Here is a 14,442-nt window from a genome sequence, read left to right as displayed (position 1 = left end):
CGATGACGACACTCTCCACCGATCCCGGCACGATCACGGATCCCGACTTCTGGCAGCAGCTGCTGACGTGGCTCGGCGATGCGGGCATCAGCCTGCTCATCGTGGCGGCGTTCATCGTGGGCGGGGTCCTCGCCGGGTGGGTCCTGAAATTCGTGATCCGCCGCGTCGTGAACCGGATCGTCTCCGGCGCGAAGAACAAGGCGAACGTCGACGACACGCAGGCGCTCGACCGCTCGCCGCTCGCGGCCATGCGCCTCGTGCAGCGGACCCGCACCCTCGGCTCGATCCTGCAGAACATCGTCAACGTCACGATCGTGATCGTCGTGACGCTGCTGGTGATCAACTTCCTCGCGCCCACGGCGCTGGGGTCGTTCGCCCTGCTCTCCGCGGCGGTCGGCGCGGGACTCGGCTTCGGCGCGCAGAACATCGTCAAGGACGTGCTGAACGGCATCTTCATCGTCGCCGAGGATCAGGTCGGCATCGGCGATGTCGTGGACCTCGGGCTCGCGACGGGCATCGTCGAGTACGTGAGCGTCCGGATCACCCACGTCCGCGACGTCAACGGCACGCTCTGGTACGTCCGCAACGGGGAGATCACCCGCATCGGCAACATGTCGCAGGGGTGGTCGCGCGTCATCGTCGATCTCGCCGTTCCCACCGACGCCGACATCGAGCAGGTGGAGAAGTCCATGCTCACGGCGGCGACGTCGCTCGTGAAGGACCCCAAGTGGCGCACGCGCATCCTCGAGGAGCCGGAGGTATGGGGCCTCGAGGCGATCACGGGTGAGTCGCTCGTCATCCGTCTCGTCGTCAAGACCCGCTCCAACGCGAAGGACGACGTCGCACGCGAACTGCGGATGCGGCTGAAGAGGGCGATGGACGACCTGGGCCTGTCGCTCCCGCAGATGAACTCCGTCATGCTGACGGGTCTGGAGGGCGCCCAGCGGGTGCGGGGCGCGAACCCGCCGCGCACCCGGCCCACCCCCGTCACCCCGGCCAAGGGCGTCTGGAAGGCCAAGAAGACCACGAAGGCGCAGGCCGCCGAGTCTCCGGCCGGCGACGACGCGAAGGACGCGAAATGACGGATGCCGGAACCCCCGCGCCGCTGAGCTTCTACGAGGAGATCGGCGGCCACGACACGTTCGTGCGGCTCGTGGACGCGTTCTATCGCGGTGTCGCCGGCGACGAGGTCCTCAAGCCCATGTACCCCGAGGACGACCTCCGGCCGGCGGCCGAGCGCCTCACGCTCTTCCTCGAGCAGTACTGGGGCGGGCCGAGCACCTACAGCGAACGGCGCGGGCACCCGCGGCTGCGCATGCGGCATGCGTCGTTCCATGTCAATCCCGACGCGCGCGACCGCTGGCTGCGGCACATGCGCACCGCCGTGGATGAGCTCGACCTCCCGCCACTGCACGAGGCGACGCTGTGGGATTATCTGCAGCGGGCCGCGTTCGCGATGGTGAACACCTTCGAGCCGACCGGCATCGGCCCGACGCGACCACCGGAGGCGACGAGCCTCCTGGCACATCCCGAGACGACGAAGGAGTCGTGATGACCGGAGCCCGGCAGACCCAGACGCATTCCGCGGACATCCTCGTGATCGGCTGGGGCCTGGCGGGCCTCGTCGCGGCCTCCGAAGCGGCCGCGGCGGGCAAGCGGGTCGTCATCGTCGACCAGGAGCCCCGCACCAACCTCGGCGGTCAGGCGCACTGGTCCTTCGGCGGGCTGTTCCTCGTCGACTCCCCCGAACAGCGCCGCATGGGCATCAAAGACTCCCCCGATCTGGCGCGCCAAGACTGGTTCGCCACGGCGGGCTTCGACCGCGACGAAGACCTCTGGCCACGCCGGTGGGCGGAGGCCTATCTGCAGTTCGCACACGAGGAGAAGCGCGCCTGGCTTCGCGCCAAGGGCGTCGGATTCTTCCCCGTCGTCGGCTGGGCCGAGCGCGGCGGGTACCTGTCGACCGGGCCCGGCAACTCCGTGCCCCGCTTCCACATCGTGTGGGGCACCGGTCCCGGCATCGTCGCGCCCTTCCAGAAGGACCTCGAGGACGGCGAGGCGCGGGGCCTCGTGACGGTTCTCCCCCGCCACAGGGTCACCGCTCTGACCGTCTCGGGCGGCGCCGTCGTGGGAGCCTCCGGCGACGTCCTCGCGCCCTCCGGTGCCGTCCGCGGTGCCCCGACGGCGCGGGAGACGGTGGGCTCGTTCGAGATCCGGGCCCCCGCCGTCATCGTCGCGGGCGGCGGGATCGGCGGCAACCACGACCTCGTCCGCGCGCAGTGGCCCGCGAGCCTCGGCGCCCCGCCGGCCTCGATGCTCTCCGGCGTCCCCGCCTATGTGGACGGGTCGCTGCAGCCGGTCAGCAGCGCCGCCGGCGCCCGGCTCATCAATGGCGACCGCATGTGGCACTACGTCGAGGGCATCCGGAACTTCGACCCGGTCTGGCCGCAGCACGGCATCCGCATCCTCCCGGGCCCGTCCTCGGTGTGGCTCGACGCTCTCGGAAACCGGCTGCCCGTTCCGCTGTTCCCCGGGTTCGACACCCTCGGCACGCTCGCGCACCTGCGGGCCACGGGTTACGACCACTCCTGGTTCGTCCTGTCCCGCGCGATCGTGGAGAAGGAGTTCACGCTCTCCGGCAGCGAGCAGAACCCCGACCTCACCGGCAAGGATCTCCCGCTCCTCGTGAAGTCCCGGCTCGGGAAGGGCGCCGCCGGTCCCGTGCAGGCCTTCCTCGACCACGGCGCCGACTTCGTGGTCCGCGACACCCTCGACGACCTGATCGCGGGGATGCAGGCGCTGCCGGGCGGGGAGAGCCTCGACGCCGACCGGGTGCGGACCGAGGTCGAAGCCCGCGACCGCGAGATCGACAACGACTTCACGAAGGACGCGCAGATCGCGATGCTCCGCTCCGCGCGCGCCTACCGCGGCGACCGGCTCGTGCGGACGGCCGTCCCGCACCGCATCCTCGATCCGAAGAACGGACCGCTCATCGCCGTGAAGCTGCACGTCCTGACCCGGAAGTCGCTCGGCGGCATCGAGACCGATCTGTCGGCGCGCGCGCTCGGCGGCGGCGGCGCGCCGGTGCCGGGCCTCTACGCGGCGGGTGAGGCCGCGGGCTTCGGCGGCGGAGGCCTGCACGGCTATCGCGCGCTGGAGGGGACGTTCCTGGGCGGCTGCCTCTTCTCGGGCCGCACCGCGGGCAGGGCGGCCGCGGCCGCCGTCTGAGGCCGCTCTACCGGCTCGCGCCGGTACGCCGCACGGCGGTGAGTCCCGGCGGGCCGGCCGTGCGGACGAGCACATGCCCGCGGGTGAGGCTCACCCGCGTCCACGCACCGGAGCGGCGCACGGCGGCGAGTTCGTCGCCGGCGATGAAGCCGAGCGCGAAGGCGGCGAACGCCGCGCCGAGCGGGATGCCGCCGAGGTCCTCGTCCGCTGCACCCCAGACGAGCGACCGGACGCGGTGCACGGCGTCGTCGCCGGCATCGGTCGGCACCTGCTCGGCGACCGCCGCGATGCCCCACTGGGCGCGGGAGGCGAGAAGGGATGCCGGGAGCGCGCCGGCGTCCGTCCAGCCGCCGCGCGGCGGGGAGATGCCCGCCCACGGCGCCGTCACGGAAGTGTCCGGAAGCCGGACCGTGTGCGGCTGGGTGCCCTCGGCCAGCGCGCCGGCGTCCACGGTCAGGTCGCACACGAGTTCGGGGTCGACCGGCAGGAACCGCATCCCCAGCACCGTCGGCACGGCCTCCAGCAGCGTCCGCGGGGCCAGCGGCGCCGACGACAGGGCGAGGACTCCCGCGTCGGCCCGAAGCCGCACGGCGCCGTCGCCGAGCCGCGTGGCGCGCCGGGCGAAGGTGAGGACGTCGGCGGCGGCCTGCGGGTCGGGGAAGCGGAGGCTCGGGGACATCCGCCCTAAGCTATCAGCGACGGATGCGCCCCGGCGCGGAGTGTGAGAGGGAGACCACGTGGCGGACGATCTGGACCCGGTCACCGGCCTGCTGTCCGTCCTTGATCTCTCCTCGGGCGATGCCCGCACGACGGAGGACATCTTCACGGGCGTCTCGCAGAACATGCCGACGGGCCGGGTGTTCGGCGGGCAGGTCCTCGCCCAGTCGATCATGGCGGCCGAGCGCACCCTGCCCGACGAGCGGATCGCGCATTCCATGCACGGGTACTTCCTGCGCCCCGGCGACTCGACGGCGGGCCTGACGTTCTCCGTGGACCGCATCCACGACGGCCGGTCGTTCTCGACGCGACGCACCCAGGCCTTCCAGCAGGGCGTCCCCATCTTCTCGATGATCGCGTCCTTCGAGCACGAGGCGCCCGGTCTCGAGCATCGCGCGCCGATGCCGGAGGGCGTCCCCGACCCGGAGCGCGTCGACAGCATCGAGGACCGCCTCCCGGGCCTGCACCCGATGACGAAGCGCTTCTTCGCGGACAGTCCCATCGAACTGCGGCACGTCTCCTCGCCGATCTACGTCGCCGTGGACGGCGCGCACGAGGCGCGGCAGGCGGTATGGATGCGGACGCGCCGGACGATCCCCGACGACCCGCGGCTGCATCGCGCGGCCCTCGCGTACATGAGCGACCTGACGATCCAGGAGTCGGTGCTGCGCGCCCACGGCATCGCATGGTCTCAGCCCGGGCTGAAGGTCGCGAGTCTGGACCACGCGATGTGGTGGCACCGGCCCGGCCGCGTCGACGACTGGCTCCTCTACGTGCAGGAGTCGCCGAGCGCCCGCGGCGGCCGTGGGCTGTCGACGGGCCGCATGTACACCCGCGAGGGTGAGCTGATCGCCTCCGTGGCCCAGGAGATCATGGTGCGGGTCCCCGCCGGAGAGCTCACCGCGGGCTGATTCAGCGGCGGTGGTTTCAGCGGCGGTGGCCGTACGCGATGGGCTCGCCGAGGTACGGCTCCCAGACGCGGCGCATCTCGTCGGAGAGGCGCGTGGGGCGCCCCGTCGCGACATCCACCATCACGACGACCGACGTCGCCCGCGCGTACAGCTTCTGCGGCTCGGCGCCGAGCGGGCTGTAGACCTCGTAGCAGACCTCGACGCTCGAGCCGCCGATCTTGCCGAACCACATCTGCACGTTCAGGGGCTCCCGCCCGTACGGAACGGGCGCGAGGTACTCGATCTCCTGCCGGGCGATGAGCGTCACGGTGCCGGCGGCGAGACTGGACTCCAGCACTGCCGTGTCCGGACCGGTCTCCCCCGCCTGCGGCAGCCAGAACACCCGCACCCGGGCTTCTTCGAGCAGCTTCAGCATCGCCGTGTTGTTGACGTGGTTGAAGGCGTCCAGATCGCCCCATCGCAGGTGGATGGGGACGTGCATCCGCGGGCTGTCAGTCACGGGTGAGCTTGCGGTGCGTCGAACGGTGCGGCTTGGCGGCGTCGGCGCCGAGGCGCTCGATCTTGTTGGCCTCGTACGATTCGAAGTTGCCCTCGAACCAGTACCACTGCGCCGGGTCCTCGTCGGTGCCCTCGTAGGCGAGGATGTGGGTCGCGATGCGGTCGAGGAACCACCGGTCGTGGGTGATGACCACGGCGCAGCCGGGGAACTCCAGGAGCGCGTTCTCCAGGCTCGACAGGGTCTCGACGTCCAGGTCGTTCGTCGGCTCGTCGAGGAGCAGCAGGTTGCCGCCTTCCTTGAGCGTCAGGGCGAGGTTCAGCCGGTTGCGCTCACCGCCGGAGAGGACACCGGCCTTCTTCTGCTGGTCGGGCCCCTTGAAGCCGAACTTCGACACGTACGCACGTGAGGGGATCTCGATCTTCCCGACCGTGATGATGTCCAGGCCGTCCGAGACGACCTCCCACAGCGTCTTGTTCGGGTCGATGTTGCTGCGCGACTGGTCGACGTAGCTGATCTTGACGGTCTCGCCGACCTTGAGGTCTCCGCCGTCCAGCGGCTCGAGGCCCACGATCGTCTTGAACAGGGTCGTCTTGCCGACGCCGTTCGGCCCGATGACGCCGACGATGCCGTTCGGCGGGAGGTTGAAGCTGAGGCCGTCGATGAGCGTGCGGTCACCGAAGCCCTTCTTGAGCTTCTTGGCGTCGATGACGATGCTGCCCAGGCGGGGGCCGGCGGGGATCTGGATCTCCTCGAAGTCCAGCTTCCGGGTGCGCTCGGCCTCCGTCGCCATCTCCTCGTAGCGCGCCAGACGCGCCTTCGACTTCGTCTGGCGGCCCTTCGCGCTGCTGCGGACCCACTCCAGCTCGTCCTTCAGGCGCTTCGCGAGCTTGGCGTCCTTCTTGCCCTGGACGTCGAGACGCTCCGCCTTCTTCTCGAGGTAGGTCGAGTAGTTGCCCTCGTAGCCGATGAGGCGACCGCGGTCCACCTCGGCGATCCACTCGGCCACGTGGTCGAGAAAGTACCGGTCGTGGGTGATCGCGATGACCGCGCCCTTGTACGCCTGCAGGTGCTGCTCGAGCCACAGGACGCTCTCCGCGTCGAGGTGGTTGGTGGGCTCGTCGAGGAGGAGCAGGTCGGGCTTCTGGAGCAGGAGCTTCGCGAGGGCGACGCGGCGCCGCTCACCACCGGAGAGCGGTGCGATCTCGGCGTCCCCGGGCGGGGTGCGGAGGGCGTCCATCGCCTGCTCGAGCTGCGAGTCGAGGTCCCAGCCGTCGGCGGCGTCGATCTCCTCCTGGAGCACGCCCATCTCCGCCAGCAGCGCGTCGAAATCCGCGTCGGGGTCGGCCATGAGCGCGGAGATCTCGTTGAACCGGTCGAGCTTCGCCTTGATCGCGACGCCCTCCTGGATGTTCTCCAGCACGGTCTTGGTCTCGTCGAGCTCCGGCTCCTGCATGAGGATGCCGACGCTGTAGCCGGGAGACAGCTTCGCCTCGCCGTTGGAGGGCTGATCCATGCCGGCCATGATCTTCAGGATCGTCGACTTGCCGGCGCCGTTCGGACCGACCATGCCGATCTTGGCGCCGGGCAGGAATGCCATCGTGACGTCGTCGAGGATGAGCTTCTCGCCCACCGCTTTGCGGGCACGGACCATCGAGTAGATGTATTCAGCCATAACGGCCCAAGTCTACGCGGGGAGCGGAGTGCGCCTCACCAGTCGATCGGGCGGGTCTCGCCGATGAGGCAGCCGCCGGCGGGCAGCGCGGGCAGGACGACGGCGGTGGGGGCCGGGGTGGAGGGCCCGACCTGTCCGATGAGGCACTCCCCCTCCCACGCGACGGAGAACTGGATGCTGTCGGCGGCATTGTCGACGGTGGTCCGGTCGTAGGTCACTTCCATGGCCGACTTGTCGAAGCCCGCCCCCGCCAGCGCGTCGATGTACGCCCGCCCCTCGACCGACTGCGCCGTCGCGGCGACCGTCTGCATGACCGCGGTGAAGAGCGGGAGGTTGTCCTCCGCCGACCCGTCCACCACGAGCGTGGGCCCCGCGGGCGTGGGAGTGGGCGTCGGCGCCGCCCAGGTCGGCGACGGCGTCGACACGGGGTCGACGGCTGTCGGCGCGCAGCCCGCCATCGTCGCGGCGAGGACCCCCGCGATCAGGGCCGCGACCGTCGATCCACGACGCCGGTGCGCGACGCGGCGGGTGGGGTGCCCCGTCGACGACGCAGAGGAGGCAGGCGACACGGGCACGGAGCGAGTCTAGGCGCGCTCCGCGCCTCGCTCAGAACGGGGCAGGCTCCGCGAGGGGGCTCCGCGCCCAGTCCGGCTCCACCTCGTCGTCGACCGCATCCGGATCTGCGCCGCCGTCCTCCGGCCCATTCGGGCCACCCGCCGGAAGCCCCGGCGCAGACCAGCTCGCGTCGGTCGTTGGCGCGGCGGTCTCCCGCTTCAGCGCGGTGAACCGGCTGGTTCCCCATTGCAGGTCCGGGCCCAGGGCGTCGGCGTCGATCTCGGCCTCGGTGCCCTTCTTCTCGCCGACTTCCCACGTGCGGATCTTCAGGGCGCCGGTGACGATGACGCGCTGGCCGCGCTGCAGGGACGCCAGGGCGTGCTCGGCCAGCTGCCGGTAGGCCGACACGGAGTAGAAGTTGGTCGTGCCGTCGACCCAGGCCCCCTGCGCGTCGCGGTGACGCTGGCTCGTCGCGAGCCGGAAGTGTGCCACCGGGATCCCGGTGCCGGTCTGCCGGCGCTCGGGGACGGTGGCGATGTTGCCGACGACGGTGATGCGATCGCTCATCGCGTTTCCTCTCTCACGGGCCGCGGACTCTCCGCAGGCCATGCTTCGGCATCCGAGTGCCCGTCGGATGCCGAAGCACCTCCACCCTGACCGGCACCCGCCCACAGGAACGGGCGAGCCGGGCGATCGGTGGAGGGCGGCGCGGAGAGAGGCGGTGGGGAGGAGGCGTCAGAGGCGGGCGTACTCGCCGAAGCGCGCGCGCACCTTGTTGACCTTCGGCACCGCGACGGCCAGGCAGTATCCCTGGCCCGGGTTCTTGGCGAAGAAGTCCTGGTGGTAGTCCTCGGCCGGGTAGAACGCGCCCAGCTCCTCCGTGGTCGTCACGAGACCGCCGTCCCACCACTCCGCCGCGCGCTCCGCGGCGGCGGCGAACGCCTCGCGCTGCGCGTCGTCGGCGGGGAACATGGCCGAACGGTACTGCGTACCGACGTCGTTGCCCTGCCGGTTCAGCTGACGCGGGTCGTGCATCGTGAAGAACGCGTCGAGGATGACGTCGCCGGGGATGACCTCGGGATCGAAGGTGACCTTCACCGCCTCCGCGTGCCCGGTCGTGCCGGTGCAGACCTGCTCGTAGCTGGGGTTCGGCGTCGTGCCGCCGATGTAGCCGGATTCGACCTCGGTCACTCCGCGCAGGGCGCGATATGCGGCATCCAGGCACCAGAAGCACCCGCCGGCGAGTACGTACGTCTCCATGTCGTCTCCGAATCTCGCGCCACGATCGGCGGCGCGTCACTGGACCGAACGTACATCCCCGCGCCGCTGTTCCCGACGCGGACGGGATGTCGGAGGGTGGACATATGTTCGATTCCGGGAAGGAGAGACGATGTCGATTCTGATGGAAGGACCGCCCGTGTCCGAGGCCGTGCGGCTGCTGCCGGTGGGTGCGGGGCTCTGGCGCGTCCTGGACGCCGCGGGGCGCGCGCTCGGGCATCTCGCCACCCGGGAGGACGGCGCGCGATTCGCCGCGCTCCGCTTCCATGCCGCCAGCGCGGGGTTCCGCGAGGTCGGCACGTTCTGGTCGGCGGCGGAGGCCGTGGAGTGTCTGCGGCTGTCCCGCTAGACCACGGCGTCCAGCAGGTCCGCACCCCGGAGCGGGGCATTGGACCGCACGGCCGGCCACGTGCGGGCCAGGATGTCGACGGCGCGCCGGAGCTGTTCCACCGGCGCCGTGAACGGCACGCGGAGGTGCCGGTCGTGGCCGCCGTCGACGGCGAAGCGGGCGCCCGCCGACAGGTGGAGCCCCTCGGCCCGCGCTGCGAGGACGAGCCCCGAGCTGAGCGGCGCGTCGAGGCCGACCCACAGCGAGACGCCCCCGGCCACGTGCGGCAGCCGCCACTCCGGCAGGTGGGTGCGCAGAGCGGCGGCCAGCGCATCCCGTCCCTCGCGCAGCAGGGCGGAGCGCTGCGCGATGACATCCGGCATGTGGCCGAGGACCCGGGTGGCGACGGCCTGCTCGAACTCGGGCGTGCCGAGATCGCGGTGCGGGCGGGCGGCCACCAGCCGACGGATGGTCTCCGTGTCGGCCCGGATCCACCCGACCCGCAGCCCGCCCCACACGGTCTTCCCCAGCGACCCGATGCGGATGACGTCGGCGTGCGGCAGGGCCAGGCCCGCCGGGCGCGGGTCGATCGCCAGGTCGCCGGTCGTCTCGTCGAGCACGAGGAGCGTGCCGGCGCGGTGCGCCGCGGCACCGATGACGTCCTGCTCGCGCTCGGTCATGCTCCGCCCGGTGGGGTTCTGGAACACGGGCATGAGGTACGCCAGGGCCGGATTCGTACGGGCGAACGCCTGCTCCGCCCGCTCGAGATCCCAGCCGTCGTCGGTGGTGACCGGGACGCCGACGAGTCGCGCACCCGCATCCCGGAGGGCCTCCGCCGCGTGCGGGTAGGTCGGCGTCTCGATGAGGGCGCGCTCGCCGCGGCGGAGGAACGCGGCGGCGACGAGGTGGATCGCGCTCTGCGCCCCCGTCGTCACCATGATCTGGTCCGCGGTCGTCGGGACGCCGCGCAGCGAGTAGCGGGCCGCGATGGCCTCGCGCAGGTCCTCCCGGCCGAGGATGTCGTACCCGGCGCGCGACACGATGGACGTGGCGTCCAGCGCGACCTCGCTCATGAGCCCGGCGAGACCGGGCCACGCGGCCGGGCTGGCCTGCTGCAGGTCGATGTCGTCCGGCGCGCCGGCGACGCGACCCGGCTCGCGGCGATGGAGCGGCAGGGTCACGCTCCCGGAGCCCCGGAGGCTCTCGATGTGTCCCGTCGCACGCAGGCTCCCGTACGCCGCGGCGACCGTCGTGCGGCTCAGCTGCAGGACCCCGGCGAGTTCCCGCTCGGCCGGCAGCGCCGTCCGCGGCGCGAGACGGTTGTCGAGGCAGAGCAGGCGGATGCCGTCGGCCAGCGCCTCATAGGCGGGATCGCGCGTGCGCCACCCGCCGAGAGCCTGCGCGAGGCTGCGCGCCGTGATCCGGGAGTCCATGCGAGCCACCATATCGGGATTGGACCGCTCACTGAGGGCCAATCGTGCGATTGGATGTCCTCATGCCCCGCCGCGTCGTCCAACTCCTCATCGGCCTCGTCCTCTACGGCGCCGGCTGCGCCGTCATGGTCCAGGCGGGGATCGGACTCGACCCGTGGACGGTCTTCGCGCAGGGCGTGTCCCGCCAGACGGGGATCGGGATCGGCTGGGTGACGAACCTCCTCGGGTTCCTCATCCTCCTGCTGTGGATACCGCTGCGGCAGAAGCCCGGCATCGGGACGATCGCGAACATCCTCATCGTCGGGACGAGCATGCAGGCGACGCTCGGCATCGTCCCGCCGATCACGGGCTGGCTCACCCAGGGGGTCGTCTTCCTCGGCGGGGTCGTGCTGGTCGCGCTGGCCTCGGGGCTCTACATCGGCGCGAACTTCGGCCCCGGGCCGCGCGACGGGCTCATGACGGGGATCAACGCGCGGTTCGGCTGGCCCATCTGGGCGGCCCGCCTCGCGGTGGAGGCGACGGTCCTGCTGGCGGGCTGGCTGCTGGGCGGCACGGTCGGCCTGGGGACCGTGCTCTTCGCCGTCCTCATCGGACCGCTCGTGCACATCGCGCTGCCGCCGTTCGACCACCGTCGGCGCGCGACACCCGCGCCCGCCACGCCGGCCGTCAGTGCTGGGTGAACCTCGGCCAGTCCGACCCGGGCGGGAGGTGCCCGTGCAGCGCGCTCTTCGCGATCTCCATGGACGGGTAGGTGCCGACGGAGGCGTCCGCGCCGGCGATCGTGACGGTGTATGCGCCGTCGACCTTGCGGATCGTCCCCACGACGTTGCTCTCCGCGCCGTATGCGACCCAGAGGGCGGTCTGTGACGTGGTGCTCATCTCCGAACTCCTTCCGACGGTCACGACGCTACGCGGAACGGCCGCGGGCCGCCAGAGGGACGTGCCCCCGACAGGATTCGAACCTGTGACCGGCGGATTAGAAGGCCGCTGCTCTATCCACTGAGCTACGAGGGCGCACTGTCAGGTTATCGCGCGGGCCGGGCCACGTCGGAAGCGCTCGTTAGGATGGCGGCATGGTGAGTGCCGCGGAGAACGATCGTCTCGTCTGGATCGACTGTGAGATGACGGGGCTCGACCCGGCGGTCGACGAGATCGTCGAGATCGCGATCGTCGTGACGGACTTCGAACTCCGCGTGCTCGACCCCGGCTTCCAGATCGTGGTCAAGCCGGACGACTCCGCCCTCGCGAACATGAACGAGTTCGTCACGAACATGCACGCGACGTCCGGACTGCTCGAGGAGATCCCGAACGGCGTGAGCCTCGCCGAGGCGGAGTTCGAGGCGCTCGAGTACATCCAGCGCTTCGTCGCGGAGGGCAAGGCGCCCATCGCGGGCAACACGATCGGCACCGACCGGATGTTCCTCGCGAAGTACATGCCGCGCATCGATCGCTGGCTGCACTACCGGAACATCGACGTGTCCACGATCAAGGAGCTCTCCCGCCGCTGGTACCCGCGGGCCTACTTCAACGCGCCGAGCAAGGACGGCGGGCACCGCGCCCTCGCCGACATCCGCGAGTCCATCCGCGAGCTCGCGTACTACCGGCAGGCCGTCTTCGTCCCCGAGCCCGGACCCACCAGTGACGCGGCGCGGGACGCGGCGGCATCCGCCGTGTCGTCGTTCGCCTCCGGGCTGTAATACACTGGTGGGGTTGCCCATGCACGGGCACTTGGTGGGTATAGCTCAGTTGGTAGAGCACCTGGTTGTGGTCCAGGGGGTCGCGGGTTCAAGTCCCGTTACTCACCCCAAGCACCCCCGCGGTGAGGCGTTGTCATGATCGAGATGGATGCCGACGCGTTCGACGCGATCGTCTCCGACGAACTCGACCGGCTGCCGGGGGACATGGTCGCCGGCCTCGACAACGTCGTGTTCGTCGTGGAGGACCGCCCCGAGGACGGCAGCCTCGATCTCCTCGGCCTCTACGACGGCCTCTCCCTCACCGAGCGCGACCGCTACGGCATGGGCGAACTCCCCGACCGGATCATCGTCTACCGCGAACCGCACCTGGATGTGTGCGCCGACGAGGACGAGCTGCGGGGCGAGGTGCACACGACCCTCGTCCATGAGATCGCGCACTTCTACGGCATCGACGACGACCGTCTGCACGAGTTGGGCTGGGCATGACCCTCACCCTCCCCCAGGACGACCTCGACCTCGCGCGGACCGCGTCGGGACCCTGGCAGACGGTCGTCTGGAACGATCCGGTCAACCTCATGAGCTATGTCGTGCACGTCTTCCGCGAGTACTTCGGGTATTCGGCGGCGCGCGCCCAGCAGCTGATGCTCGCGGTGCACCACGACGGGCACGCGGTCGTGGCGGAGGGGGCGAGAGAGCAGATGGAGCTGCACGTGCAGGCGATGCACGACTACGGCCTGTGGGCGACCGTGCGGGAGGCCGGCGCGTGACCGTGCCCGGCGTCGCCCTCGAGCTGACCGCGATCGAGGTCGCTCACCTGACCTCGCTCGTGGAGCAGTTCTCCGCCCTCGTGACCGAGCAGGAATCCGATGCCGGAGACCCGGCGATCGCGCGACTCGTCCCCGACGCCTATGCCGACGCCGACGCGGCGCGCGAGTTCCGCGCCCTCACGGAGAGCGACCTCCTGCAGCGGCGCGCCGCCGACGCCGGCCTGGTGCTGGCCACGCTGCTCCGCGACGGCGCCCCGCTCCGCCCGGAGGAGCTGGATGCCGTGTCGGCAGAGGCGGTGGTGAGCATCCCGCTGGATGGGGAGCGCCTGTCCGCGTGGCTGCGCACCCTCACGGCGCTGCGGCTCGTCCTGGCGACGCGCCTCGGCATCCGGACGGAAGCCGACGGAGACGTCGACGACCCGCGCTACGGCGTGTACGAATGGCTCGGCTACCGGCTCGAGGGGCTGCTGCAGGCGATCGACGGCTGACTCAGGGGACGTCGAGGACGTGCGTCGCCCAGCGCTCCGGCTCGTCGGTGCGGAGGTGCTGCTCCTCCTGCCCGGCCCACCGGTCCCAGTGCGGCCGGTACGCCTCTCCGTCCCGGGCGAGGGCGCGGGCCTTCCGCGACGCCGCGGGCGAACGCAGCCAGACGCGGACGTCGGCGAGGGCGGCCGTCTGCGGGGTGAGGATGCCGGATCCTTCGACGATGAGCGGGCGCGCGGGGTCGACGGCATGCGCCTCGGCAGGGCGCTCCTTCGCCCAGTCCCAACGCCGCCAGTGGCCCTCCTCGCCCCGCGCCAGGGCTTCCAGGACACCGTGCAGGACGGCTTCCACGCCCTGTTCGAGGCCGTCCCAGCCCGGGTACAGGGCGTCCAGAGCAAGCACCTGAACCTGGGGCAGCCGGGCGGAGAGCAGCGCCGCGAGGGACGTCTTGCCCGCCCCGGAGCGTCCGTCGATCAGGGTCACGCGCGCGTCGAGGAGCGCGGGGGCCAGCAGATCGGCGGCCGCGGCGAGGGCGCCGGCGACTCCGTCAGCGCTTGAGTGCACGGATGAGGCGGCTGAGCGCCCGTCCCGTGACCCACACGAACGGGATCGCGACGGCGACGAGCGAGACGAGGTTCGGCTCGAAGCGCAGGTCGTCGCCCTTGCGGATGTACGCTCCCAGCGGCACGGCGACACCACCGCCGCCCCCGCCGCCGCTGCCGCGGTCGTCTTCGCCGGCGCCGAATCCCGACCAGGTCATGGCGACGGGGATGAGGCGGACGCCGTCGACGTCGATCTGCTCTCCGTAGACGCTGTGGACGCCGAGGGCGGCGGTCTGCTTGCCGAGTTCCAGTGCGAGGTTGGGCATGGTCCC

20 protein-coding genes and 2 tRNA genes are annotated in these 14,442 nt (G+C 71.3%); 11 read left to right on the top strand and 11 right to left on the bottom strand.

Features of this window, described 5'->3' with window-relative positions; translation table 11 throughout:
• The first annotated feature begins 2 nt into the window (after positions 1 to 2).
• The 3 genes from BR85_RS04700 to BR85_RS04690 are packed head-to-tail and all read left to right on the top strand — an operon-like array spanning position 3 to position 3,228.
• Complete coding sequence (locus BR85_RS04700) at positions 3 to 1,082, top strand: mechanosensitive ion channel family protein (protein WP_036272240.1); 1,080 nt, start codon at positions 3 to 5, stop codon at positions 1,080 to 1,082.
• Positions 1,079 to 1,552 carry a globin gene (locus tag BR85_RS04695; RefSeq protein ID WP_028495488.1) on the top strand — a complete coding sequence of 158 codons (474 nt, stop codon included), beginning with the start codon at positions 1,079 to 1,081 and terminating at the stop codon, positions 1,550 to 1,552. Before BR85_RS04700 ends, BR85_RS04695 begins: the two co-directional genes overlap by 4 nt.
• Entirely contained in the window at positions 1,552 to 3,228 is a 1,677-nt protein-coding gene (locus BR85_RS04690) for an FAD-binding dehydrogenase (RefSeq protein ID WP_036272464.1), read from the top strand. The genes BR85_RS04695 and BR85_RS04690 overlap by 1 nt, the downstream gene beginning before the upstream one ends.
• 7 nt (positions 3,229 to 3,235) lie before the next feature.
• On the opposite strand, the gene BR85_RS04685 is transcribed toward BR85_RS04690, so the two are convergent.
• Positions 3,236 to 3,907, bottom strand: coding sequence for a DUF8185 domain-containing protein (locus tag BR85_RS04685; protein ID WP_028495486.1), 672 nt, complete (start codon positions 3,905 to 3,907; stop codon positions 3,236 to 3,238).
• 58 nt (positions 3,908 to 3,965) lie between these two features.
• Here BR85_RS04685 and BR85_RS04680 point away from each other — a divergent pair, with 58 nt between their 5' ends.
• Positions 3,966 to 4,856 (top strand): acyl-CoA thioesterase, encoded by an 891-nt coding sequence (locus BR85_RS04680; protein WP_028495485.1) that lies wholly within the window; start codon positions 3,966 to 3,968, stop codon positions 4,854 to 4,856.
• A gap of 16 nt (positions 4,857 to 4,872) precedes the next feature.
• Here the strand turns inward: BR85_RS04680 and BR85_RS04675 are convergent, their stop codons facing one another.
• The 5 genes from BR85_RS04675 to msrA form a co-directional block, all read right to left on the bottom strand.
• Positions 4,873 to 5,337 (bottom strand): acyl-CoA thioesterase, encoded by a 465-nt coding sequence (locus tag BR85_RS04675; protein ID WP_036272237.1) that lies wholly within the window; start codon positions 5,335 to 5,337, stop codon positions 4,873 to 4,875.
• A gap of 10 nt (positions 5,338 to 5,347) precedes the next feature.
• Positions 5,348 to 7,027: an energy-dependent translational throttle protein EttA gene (gene ettA, locus BR85_RS04670; RefSeq protein ID WP_028495483.1), complete on the bottom strand. Its 1,680-nt coding sequence runs from the start codon at positions 7,025 to 7,027 to the stop codon at positions 5,348 to 5,350.
• Positions 7,028 to 7,062: 35 nt separating this feature from the next.
• Positions 7,063 to 7,602: a DUF6993 domain-containing protein gene (locus BR85_RS15510; protein ID WP_231478564.1), complete on the bottom strand. Its 540-nt coding sequence runs from the start codon at positions 7,600 to 7,602 to the stop codon at positions 7,063 to 7,065.
• Positions 7,603 to 7,633: 31 nt separating this feature from the next.
• Positions 7,634 to 8,149 carry a single-stranded DNA-binding protein gene (ssb, locus tag BR85_RS04660; RefSeq protein ID WP_051526145.1) on the bottom strand — a complete coding sequence of 172 codons (516 nt, stop codon included), beginning with the start codon at positions 8,147 to 8,149 and terminating at the stop codon, positions 7,634 to 7,636.
• A gap of 168 nt (positions 8,150 to 8,317) precedes the next feature.
• Complete coding sequence (gene msrA / locus BR85_RS04655; RefSeq protein WP_028495481.1) at positions 8,318 to 8,842, bottom strand: peptide-methionine (S)-S-oxide reductase MsrA; 525 nt, start codon at positions 8,840 to 8,842, stop codon at positions 8,318 to 8,320.
• A 130-nt stretch (positions 8,843 to 8,972) separates the two neighbouring features.
• On the opposite strand from msrA, the gene BR85_RS04650 reads away from it, so the two are divergent.
• A complete protein-coding gene (locus BR85_RS04650; RefSeq protein ID WP_051526144.1) occupies positions 8,973 to 9,209 on the top strand; it encodes a hypothetical protein in 237 nt (78 codons plus the stop codon).
• Here BR85_RS04650 and yczR read toward each other — a convergent pair.
• Complete coding sequence (yczR, locus tag BR85_RS04645) at positions 9,206 to 10,621, bottom strand: MocR-like transcription factor YczR (protein ID WP_028495480.1); 1,416 nt, start codon at positions 10,619 to 10,621, stop codon at positions 9,206 to 9,208. The two genes, BR85_RS04650 and yczR, sit on opposite strands and share 4 nt — an antisense overlap.
• A gap of 62 nt (positions 10,622 to 10,683) precedes the next feature.
• Here yczR and yczE point away from each other — a divergent pair, with 62 nt between their 5' ends.
• Positions 10,684 to 11,301 (top strand): membrane protein YczE, encoded by a 618-nt coding sequence (gene yczE / locus BR85_RS04640; RefSeq protein WP_028495479.1) that lies wholly within the window; start codon positions 10,684 to 10,686, stop codon positions 11,299 to 11,301.
• On the opposite strand, the gene BR85_RS04635 is transcribed toward yczE, so the two are convergent.
• Positions 11,288 to 11,500, bottom strand: a complete 213-nt coding sequence (locus BR85_RS04635; protein WP_028495478.1) for a hypothetical protein — start codon at positions 11,498 to 11,500, stop codon at positions 11,288 to 11,290. The genes yczE and BR85_RS04635 overlap by 14 nt on opposite strands.
• Before the next feature lie 62 nt (positions 11,501 to 11,562).
• A tRNA-Arg gene (locus tag BR85_RS04630) sits at positions 11,563 to 11,635 on the bottom strand.
• A gap of 59 nt (positions 11,636 to 11,694) precedes the next feature.
• Between BR85_RS04630 and orn the strand changes: the two genes are divergently transcribed.
• The 5 genes from orn to BR85_RS04605 all read left to right on the top strand — a co-directional run bounded on the left by orn (position 11,695) and on the right by BR85_RS04605 (position 13,573).
• Positions 11,695 to 12,318: an oligoribonuclease gene (orn, locus tag BR85_RS04625; protein ID WP_028495477.1), complete on the top strand. Its 624-nt coding sequence runs from the start codon at positions 11,695 to 11,697 to the stop codon at positions 12,316 to 12,318.
• Between the two features lie 34 nt (positions 12,319 to 12,352).
• Positions 12,353 to 12,428, top strand: a tRNA-His gene (locus BR85_RS04620).
• A 25-nt stretch (positions 12,429 to 12,453) separates the two neighbouring features.
• A complete protein-coding gene (locus tag BR85_RS04615) occupies positions 12,454 to 12,804 on the top strand; it encodes a metallopeptidase family protein (RefSeq protein ID WP_028495476.1) in 351 nt (116 codons plus the stop codon).
• On the top strand, positions 12,801 to 13,085 hold the full coding sequence (gene clpS / locus BR85_RS04610) for an ATP-dependent Clp protease adapter ClpS (protein ID WP_036272233.1): 285 nt from the start codon (positions 12,801 to 12,803) through the stop codon (positions 13,083 to 13,085). Before BR85_RS04615 ends, clpS begins: the two co-directional genes overlap by 4 nt.
• A complete protein-coding gene (locus BR85_RS04605) occupies positions 13,082 to 13,573 on the top strand; it encodes a DUF2017 family protein (protein WP_028495474.1) in 492 nt (163 codons plus the stop codon). Before clpS ends, BR85_RS04605 begins: the two co-directional genes overlap by 4 nt.
• A gap of 1 nt (position 13,574) precedes the next feature.
• Here the strand turns inward: BR85_RS04605 and BR85_RS04600 are convergent, their stop codons facing one another.
• On the bottom strand, positions 13,575 to 14,132 hold the full coding sequence (locus BR85_RS04600; protein WP_028495473.1) for a nucleoside/nucleotide kinase family protein: 558 nt from the start codon (positions 14,130 to 14,132) through the stop codon (positions 13,575 to 13,577).
• Entirely contained in the window at positions 14,116 to 14,436 is a 321-nt protein-coding gene (locus BR85_RS04595; RefSeq protein ID WP_028495472.1) for a hypothetical protein, read from the bottom strand. The genes BR85_RS04600 and BR85_RS04595 overlap by 17 nt, the downstream gene beginning before the upstream one ends.
• Positions 14,437 to 14,442 lie beyond the last annotated feature (6 nt).

The sequence above is a fragment of the Microbacterium sp. UNCCL10 genome, assembly GCF_000746195.1.
In the GTDB taxonomy this organism is placed as follows: Bacteria; Actinomycetota; Actinomycetes; order Actinomycetales; family Microbacteriaceae; genus Microbacterium; species Microbacterium saccharophilum.
This window is presented reverse-complemented; position numbering and strand designations above follow the sequence as displayed.